We start from the raw sequence: 8,970 nt of genomic DNA, 5'->3' as shown, positions 1-8,970 counted from the left end.
CCCTACGGGAAAATAGCTCGATGCCAAGCTTAATTTTAAAAAGCAGGAAAGAGATAGTTAACATTTAACATTGTTATCTATCTCTTTTTTGCTTTCTGCCTTGTAGGTATATAAGCTTAAATTCTTATATAGGTTTTGCTACAGGACGATGAAAGAATTAACTTTCATCGCCTTTTTGTTATTTAATAAATGCGAACTTGCCGCTATTACCGTCAGCATCCATTTTGATTTGAGCGACAAAGAATTGTTTCTGGACGATTTCACCTTCAGGAGTGAAGGATATTTCACCGAGAGGAGTAACGTATTTGCCTGCTAGTAATGTTTCATTTAGCTGTGTGCGGAGTTGTGGTAGTGCTAGTGTACTTAGCTTAGTAGTTTTATCGATAATACGTAATGCTTCGATAAATACTTGGACTCCTGTAAATGCTTGAGCACTAAACTGTGGTGGTTCTTTTTTATTTTGTTCAGTGTAGAGTTGACGGAATGCAGTATTGACTTCGTTCTTCAATTCAGGGCTATAGGCTTGAGCAATGATGATTCCATCACAGAGCGCTTTACATACTGGCAGAATATTGGACGTGTTTAACCCATTTCCGCCGATAATTAGACCTTTATATCCAAGTTCACGCAACTGTTTGACGAGATTTCCTCCATCGGCTGATAATCCTGAAATGATAATTAAATCGGGTTTGATGTTAATCGCATTAGTTACTTGGGATTGAAAATCAGTGTCAGTAGTTTGGAAGGTCTGTACGGTTGCTAGTTCTAAACCTTTTTGCTTAACGGTCTCTTGGAAAGTACCTGTTTCTGATTTACTAAAAGCATCGTTTTGAGCGAAGAAGACGGCGACTTTCTTGATTTGAGGATTGATTTTGAGAGCGGCATCGATCGCATTAGGAGCAACTACAGCAACGGGAGCTGATACACGCGAAATATATTTACCGATTTGAGGAATTCCTTTAGCAGTATTTGAGGGTGCGATCACGGGTACGCCTGCACGTTCTGCAATCGGATCAGCACTAAATGCTTGTTGTGAGAGTGTGGGACCAACGATACCAACAACTTTATCTTGAGAGATTAGCGTATTAAAAGCGTTAATTGCACCTTGTTCATCACCTGCTGTATCTTGGAGAACTAAACGAATCGGTGTGCCATTGACTCCACCTAATTTATTGAAATAAGTCTCAGCAATTTTGACCCCTGTGACCTGTTCCTGTCCTAGTAGGGCAACGTTGCTAGTTTGGGCAACGGCTATGCCAATGGGGATTGAGGATTGATTGCCGCTTGTTGTGGGACTGTTGGGAGTGATGGTATTATTGTTAGCTGGAGTACAAGCCACCGCTAGCAAGCAGGACATAAATGTAGCGATCGCATAGCTAAAAAGTTTTTTCATAGATTCTACAAAATCATTATTCTGGAAAATAGATTACCAAAATAGTGATCGCTTAATAGAGTTCATTCAAATATTGTGACTAGTTTGACAGGAACTCAAATATTTTTGTCGCTTTAGCTGTCTTAATACGAAATATATTAGAAGATATTTTCCATATTTAAAAATATTTGGTAAATTTGTCGCTCTATAGGTAATTAGCAACTAATATTTCGCCCTTTGTACTTTGGTGCGCTTTAATGAAAAGCAGATAACTATTTAGAAAACTGCGCAAAATAGAGTTTCTCAGTAATTATCCATAATTTACTAAATTAAAAATCAATCTATGCAACGGATTTTAGTTATTGAAGATGAAGATGAGCTTAGGGGCATAATCGTTGATATTTTGAAGGATAAAGGATTTATAGTTGCAGAAGCCAGCCATGGAAGAGCTGGATTGCAAGTGGCTCAAAAATTTTATCCGAACTTAATTATTTGTGATGTTGATATTCCTGATTTAAACGGCTATATAGTCTTGCAAGAATTACGCCTAGATCCAGAGATAGGCAATATTCCTTTTATTTTTTTAACGGATTTCCTGAGTATTGATGAGTGGCGAAAGGGGATGAAACTTGGAGTAGATGACTATCTGGCAAAACCGCCTCAGGCTCGTGAGTTAGTAGCTGCGATCGCCTTTCAACTCAGCAGATATGCTCAATATGCTCAGCATCATACTAATATTCATCATGTTGATAAGAAGGAGAAAAATTTCTATAAAAAGAGACTTTCTGAAAAACTAAGGCTGACACCACGCCAGCATAGAATTTTACAATTATTCAATCAAGGAAAGTCCATAAAAGAGATAGCTGATGAACGATCTATCAGTTTAGATGTGGCAAAAGTATTAGAAGATATATCAGTAAGGTTAAATCATCGCCTTAATTTAAATGATCAACCTAATGATCAACTATTACAGCAACTTCAACAACCTCTCAGCCAAGAAAATCCTAGCTCTGATGATAAACGGTTAACTCCACGCCAACGTGAAATCTTAAAGCTTGTAGCAAATGGAATGACAACTAAAGAAATTGCGAACTCATTATATATTAGTGTCAAAACGGTTGAAACCCATCGTGGTCAGTTAATGGATCGCCTCAATATCCATGATCTTGCAGGGTTAATTCGCTATGCGTTTCGTACAGGACTGATTGATTTGTATGAAGATTAGCTTAGAGATAAGTTTGATCTTGTATAGGTGGATCAAAGTGGAATACCCAGAATCAAACAGAAAACTTATAGCTGTAAATTTAGTTCTAGAAAAGTCTTGGAATCTGAATTTATTTCTAAGGTTTTGGGTTGGACAGGATTACCATTAGTAAATAAGCTATAAATACCTATATTTAAATCTTCTAAATAGTAAATTCCAGCATTGTTAGTTATTGATGTAACTCGTTTTTGGGGATTGCTCTGGGATACAAATTCCACACTCACTCCTATCATAGGCTTTCCTTCTTTATTTATCACCCTTCCAGTAACTACATAGGATGGAACAAAAGGGATTAAAACAGTTGTGTAAGCACCAGGAGCAACTGTAACTGCATAGACTGACTGTAAGGATTTCCACCCAAGAGGAAAGCCTGCTGGATCTAGGTCTAATCGATAAGTATTTGGTGGCAGCTCAAATAAAGCTCCTTCACTAACAATTTTTGGGCGAGATATTCCAAACCTATTAAAAGTTTGATGATTAATTAGGAATAGTGCTTCTATCTCTTCAGTGTAAAGACCTTCTTCACCATCTCGAATTCCATTGTTGTTTTTATCAAAAAATGGCTGTAAGAAGATACCTCCCTGAGTGCGTAACTTATCTAATTTTGATTCGTCACTACTCAAATCTACGCCAGATTGCAATAAAATACTAGTGAAGAGACTAAGACTAATCGAAGAATTATTATTATTTAAGCCAACTTGACTATAGGCTAGTCTTAACCCTACTCCCGGGAGAATAGCTGTAGATGCAGATGCAATTAATCCATTTCCTTGAGAGCTAACACCATAACCAATTGATAAGTCTAATAAACTCTTGCCATCTCTATCCGTCCAAGGAGTCCGATAAACTAAATTAAGACTTCCTAAATATTTGTTGTCACTAGTCTCATAGTTAATACTAATGGCAGTATCACTAGAAGTAAAGGAACGTTTATTAGCGAGGTTATAGATCAATTCAGAAGAAATTTGTTGACCGTATTTATTAATACTGAATAAAAACGGAGCTAAATTAGCACGTAAAAATCCATTAAATCCCTTGTCAGTATTGTAACTTAAACTTAAGAATATCGGATTTAGATTTAAGTTAAGCCCTGATTCTAAACTATTGTTTATTCCACCAGAGTACCAATTGGAAAATAGAGCAAATTGTGGACTTAATGTCCAGTATACGTTGGAAACAAAAGATTTTTCGTCACCTCCAAGTCTTAAGCTGAAACTATTGGTTATATAGCTAATATCAGCATTAAAATTAATTTTATAACCAACCAATGCTCCAACTCTAAAAGTTAGAGGTGAATTCATAGGTTGATATAGTATTTCGCCATATGATTGAGTATAGGAATCATAGACTAATCCAGCGCCAAAGGTGATTTCATCTGTTAGTCCCAAATAATAAGCTAATCCACCTTTAAAGTCACCAGGATTACCGAAGAAATTGTCATTTCCTGAAATACGATTTGCCCCTGCACTAATAATAAAAGCTGATTTTCCTTCACTAACTTGAGTTTGTAAATTACGGTAATTTAAAGAAACTTCTTCTGGCGTAGTACTTAAGTTTCCTGATGGATAAAGTAGGAGCTTATAATTAATATTTCCACTACCCGTTAAAGAGTTATTAGCAGTCACCACGTTATTGAAATAGTATTTCCCAGAACTATCTACGAGTTTTTCTGCAACAATCAAAGCGCCATTTTGGGTGACTAATTGAACTAAAGTGCCAGGGGGAGCTTCACCTGCAATGTTGCGGACTAATTCGTTGGCACTAAGCCTTTGTTGAGGTGTTACGCCACCATAGGAAAAATTGGCATTATTTGCTGCTGTGTAACCTAAACGCTGAATTAATGTCACACCAAAATAATCACTTTGGTTGCGATCAAATCTACTCCAAAATGGTGACTGAGTACCTATTAAATAGTCTGAATAAGGACTAGGATGAAAATATTGCAGTTCATTTAGCTGCCAACTGGTAATTCCATTGTTATTAAGTTGCTGAGTCCTTGAGAATAAGCTCCCGCCAGCAATACTACCTATAGTTTTAAATTCTGAGTTGGCATTGAAATTACTATTAGAAATATTATTAAAACTATTATTAAAATTATTAGGGTTTTTAGTTTGAATTTGATTTAAATTCGTTCGTAAAGAAATTCCCGTAAGACTGAAAAAAGGAGGTAGAACTTGTTGTAACCCATCTAAGTTAACTGGAGCTTCTTGTTCTTGATATGGTCTATTGCTAATTCTGGTAGTTAACCAAGATGGAGAAAAAACGATCGCATATTCGGCTAGACTAAATTCAACGGGGGTTTTTAACAGATTTCTAATTTGCTCGATAGAAATGGCTTGACCAATATCTGGATCATTAATGAGGACTTTGGGATCAATTGTAATGATTGAGCCTACGGATCGTAATTCCAGATGCCCGTCATCTTTGGGAGTCACATTGAATTGTAAGGCTTTGGTTACATCTGCAAATGGAATTAGCCAGTTGTTAAAATCAATAGCTTCTTTCCCATTTTCTAAGCCTTTGACTGTTACGGAAGGAATGACATTATTTGTCCCAAGATTAACGCCCATTGGTAAAATGGAAAATTTTGGGGATGATTTGGGGCTTGGCGTGGGGCTAGTTGGAGTAACGGGAGGAGTTTTAGAAGTTAGATTTTGCTGATTTGCTGGAATCGTAATTTTTGGATGCGTAGGCTGATTACTAGAGGTTTCTTTCTTTACCCCTTGAGCATTGACTAGTACATCCATACAGAAAACGCTAAGAAATACACTGATCGTGCAAATTTTCGCTGTATTTAGGCATAAATTAACTAGCCTTGTATGAGTCTCGGATACAAGCTTCATGTTTATGGAGTGTTGATAAACTCAGCTGCTATGGAATAGTAACTGGAAAATTGAACGGTACTTGTGTAGGATTAAGCGGATCTCCCCAAAACAATTCTCCTGTAAGTTGATATTTCCCAGATGGGATAGTCTCTTTTTGATGATTTTTGGAAATGGTGATGGGGATATTTCTCATTCCTTCAGAAATAATAGTAATCGTAGAAATTTGCCCATCTAAACTTTGTTTTCCCTCTTGCTTTAATTCCCATTTGCCTTGAGTACGGACAGTAACGTTCCCTTCATTGTGAACTGACAAATAGAGCTCTTTAGTTTTAGTATCGTAGTTAATTTCTTTGGGAATTAAGCTTTCACGAATTTCACCTTGACGAACATATACTACTACTCCAACGCGGGTATTAAGGCTCAAACCTCCTGTCTTATTGAGATTATCTGGTGGCTTGACAGGCTCAGCAAAAATGACAGATCGATACTCCCCTAAGTTCATGCTAGGCAAGAGTCGGGCTAATAATCTAACCCTACGGGTTTGTTTTGGTTCTAAAACTACTTCGGTTGGAGAAAAAATGAGATAGGGTGATAAATCATTTGGACTAGAGTCTAAAACTTGGAAACCCTTAGAACCATAGGTAAAGGGATTGGCGTATAACTTCATTGTTGCGACAGCATTACCAGTATTAACTAGGGTAATAAAACCTGTGGCAGTTCCTTGCTTGGCTTTAGTAGTTATGACTAGAGGCGATATATTAACTTGAGCGTCGGCTGGTTTTTGGGAGAGTAACAATCCCCAAATTCCAATACTTGTAATAACGGAAATACTTTGCTTGATGGATGGTAATTTCAACATTAGTTATTACGTCTTGATAATTTTAAGGTGAAGTTATATTTATAGTGACTCCGTAAGCGTAAGTACCTGCAAAGAATTTATTGGGTCTTGTTGATTGCATACTTATTGCCATAGGAGTAGTAGACGATCCTGAGAAGGTATCAGTTATACTGGCATTCTGATTTACACTCTTGTTTCCACCATTGCTATAGGTTAATTGTGCTGTTGTCGTAGTACCAGAAGGATCTGTCTTGGCTGAGCCACTAATTGAATTTAAAATGGCATTCGATAGACTAATAGTAACGCCAATACTGCTAACAGTATTATCAACTACTAGGCTACATTGTGCAGGAGTTGCTGTAATAAAAGTATATTGACCACTTAGCGCTAGGCTACCTGTGGAAGGGCAGGTCAAAGATAGTTGTGCAAATACTTCAGAAGGATTAAGGCTAGGTATTACTACAAAAGCTACAAAAATTAGTTTTCTCATTTGTCTTTTTCTATAGCAATCTGAAACGGCTTTAATCTCTTTTAGTAGGGAATATATTTAGCGATGATTACAAGAGGTTTAAATATTAACATCTTGTAAATAACTTTAGTATTTTAAAAATTGTAACCGATAACTTGTTTATACAGGTTATCGGTTATTAATTGTTACTTTTAGCTAAAGGCAAAATCTCTTAACTATTTTTTGTACAAGTGCTTGAAATGCTGACTAAAATTTGTTTGAGATTTGGCAAAGTGGAATCACATATTGATCTTTGCTTGGATTAGTTAGGAGTCACAGTTACAGTAGCAACAGCAGTATAAACACCATCTAACAATTCTTGTCCAGTAGCTTGTGGATTCCATTCAGATAGAACATTAATGCTGATGTTACCCTGAGTATCTGTAACCCAACCAGTACCAGTAACTTTAGCAGTACCTGCACCATTAGCATTTGCAGTATCGGTTGCTAGATTTGCATTTAAGATTGTAGTTGTGTGAGTACCTGCAAGCAAAGTTGCGTTTGCTGGTGCAGTGGGTTGAGTCAATGCAACATCGGTTGATACGCCTACGGTATCACTGTTGCAGTTAAATACAGCGCTTTGGTTTGCGGAGAGCTTTAAAACACCGCCAGCACCCGAACCTGTATAAGCACTTGCTGTGTAAGCCAATTTACTTGTTGCATTATTTGCGAAGCCAGTCTGTACAGCACATGATGGATCGATAGTTCCAGTAAAGCCCGCAGTCGAGTTAGCTGTTGTAGGAGCAGCAAAAGCGGCAGATGCTGTGAAAGATGTAGCGACAGCAAGACCAGAAGCAACCAAAACGCGGCGAAGTGAAGTAGATAGCATGTGTTTTTCCTCTCTTTTTAGTTTCAATGAGATGGTTTTATCCATCTATAAATAGTTCTTGAATGAATACTTTTTAAGAATTGATATAGCGTTGGAGCTTTGTCTCCTTTGCCGTATCTTTCTTCCCCGTTTCCTATGTATGTAATCTATCGCTTTTATCTAGTTGTGTATATCAGGGTATTCCCTGATATTAATCCTTAAGTGTAATTACTTACTATGGCAACCCTAATCCATATCAAGTAGCTAGGCATAATTAAATATAAAAACCAAAACCCTGTACCACCCGCAAAGCAGGTGGTACAGGGTTTGATTCTACTTTTTAATTGTGCCGATTTGTACAAGTGCTTGAAATGCCGACTAAAATTTGTTTGAGATTTGGCAAAGTGGAATCATATATTGATCTTTGCTTGGATTAGTTAGGAGTCACAGTTACAGTAGCAACAGCAGTATAAACACCATCTAACAATTCTTGTCCAGTAGCTTGTGGATTCCATTCAGATAGAACGTTAATGCTGATGTTACCCTGAGTATCTGTAACCCAACCAGTACCAGTAACTTTAGCAGTACCTGCACCATTAGCATTTGCAGTATCGGTTGCTAGATTTGCATTTAAGATTGTAGTTGTGTGAGTACCTGCAAGCAAAGTTGCGTTTGCTGGTGCAGTGGGTTGAGTCAATGCAACATCGGTTGATACGCCTACGGTATCACTGTTGCAGTTAAATACAGCGCTTTGGTTTGCGGAGAGCTTTAAAACACCGCCAGCACCCGAACCTGTATAAGCACTTGCTGTGTAAGCCAATTTACTTGTTGCATTATTTGCGAAGCCAGTCTGTACAGCACATGATGGATCGATAGTTCCAGTAAAGCCCGCAGTCGAGTTAGCTGTTGTAGGAGCAGCAAAAGCGGCAGATGCTGTGAAAGATGTAGCGACAGCAAGACCAGAAGCAACCAAAACGCGGCGAAGTGAAGTAGATAGCATGTGTTTTTCCTCTCTTTTTAGTTTCAATGAGATGGTTTTATCCATCTATAAATAGTTCTTGAATGAATACTTTTTAAGAATTGATATAGCGTTGGAGCTTTGTCTCTTTTGCCGTATCTTTCTTCCCCGTTTCCTATGTATGTAATCTATCGCTTTTATCTAGTTGTGTATATCAGGGTATTCCCTGATATTAATCATTAAGTGATGTTATGTGGAACGCAGATCATGAATCGCTTGCTGGTAGAGAAGCAGGGCAACCACGGGGTGCTTGCCCCTACACCAAAATTTAAAGGTTATAGCTATAGCAAAGCTTACATTTCTCCCCCGTTGCCTATATATGTAATCTATCGCCTTT

The 8,970-nt window shown here is 37.6% G+C and carries 7 protein-coding genes; 1 reads left to right on the top strand and 6 read right to left on the bottom strand.

Annotated features, from left to right (window positions below; translation table 11 throughout):
* Positions 1-178: 178 nt before the first annotated feature.
* Positions 179-1,393: an ABC transporter substrate-binding protein gene (locus CQ839_RS13600; RefSeq protein ID WP_103668822.1), complete on the bottom strand. Its 1,215-nt coding sequence runs from the start codon at positions 1,391-1,393 to the stop codon at positions 179-181.
* Positions 1,394-1,715: 322 nt separating this feature from the next.
* Between CQ839_RS13600 and CQ839_RS13595 the strand changes: the two genes are divergently transcribed.
* Positions 1,716-2,597 carry a response regulator transcription factor gene (locus CQ839_RS13595; RefSeq protein ID WP_103668821.1) on the top strand — a complete coding sequence of 294 codons (882 nt, stop codon included), beginning with the start codon at positions 1,716-1,718 and terminating at the stop codon, positions 2,595-2,597.
* A 65-nt stretch (positions 2,598-2,662) separates the two neighbouring features.
* Here CQ839_RS13595 and CQ839_RS13590 read toward each other — a convergent pair whose 3' ends face one another.
* The 5 genes from CQ839_RS13590 to CQ839_RS13570 all read right to left on the bottom strand — a co-directional run bounded on the left by CQ839_RS13590 (position 2,663) and on the right by CQ839_RS13570 (position 8,615).
* On the bottom strand, positions 2,663-5,383 hold the full coding sequence (locus CQ839_RS13590; RefSeq protein WP_258040733.1) for a carboxypeptidase-like regulatory domain-containing protein: 2,721 nt from the start codon (positions 5,381-5,383) through the stop codon (positions 2,663-2,665).
* A gap of 124 nt (positions 5,384-5,507) precedes the next feature.
* Entirely contained in the window at positions 5,508-6,320 is an 813-nt protein-coding gene (locus tag CQ839_RS13585) for a hypothetical protein (protein ID WP_103668819.1), read from the bottom strand.
* 22 nt (positions 6,321-6,342) lie between these two features.
* Positions 6,343-6,789, bottom strand: a complete 447-nt coding sequence (locus tag CQ839_RS13580; RefSeq protein ID WP_103668818.1) for a hypothetical protein — start codon at positions 6,787-6,789, stop codon at positions 6,343-6,345.
* 280 nt (positions 6,790-7,069) lie between these two features.
* Positions 7,070-7,636, bottom strand: a complete 567-nt coding sequence (locus CQ839_RS13575) for a hypothetical protein (protein WP_103668817.1) — start codon at positions 7,634-7,636, stop codon at positions 7,070-7,072.
* 412 nt (positions 7,637-8,048) lie between these two features.
* Complete coding sequence (locus CQ839_RS13570; RefSeq protein WP_103668817.1) at positions 8,049-8,615, bottom strand: hypothetical protein; 567 nt, start codon at positions 8,613-8,615, stop codon at positions 8,049-8,051.
* Positions 8,616-8,970 lie beyond the last annotated feature (355 nt).

This window comes from Pseudanabaena sp. BC1403, assembly GCF_002914585.1.
Taxonomy (GTDB): domain Bacteria; phylum Cyanobacteriota; class Cyanobacteriia; order Pseudanabaenales; family Pseudanabaenaceae; genus Pseudanabaena.
The sequence above is the reverse complement of the archived record's forward strand: the minus strand, read 5'-3'. Positions and strand labels throughout refer to the sequence as shown.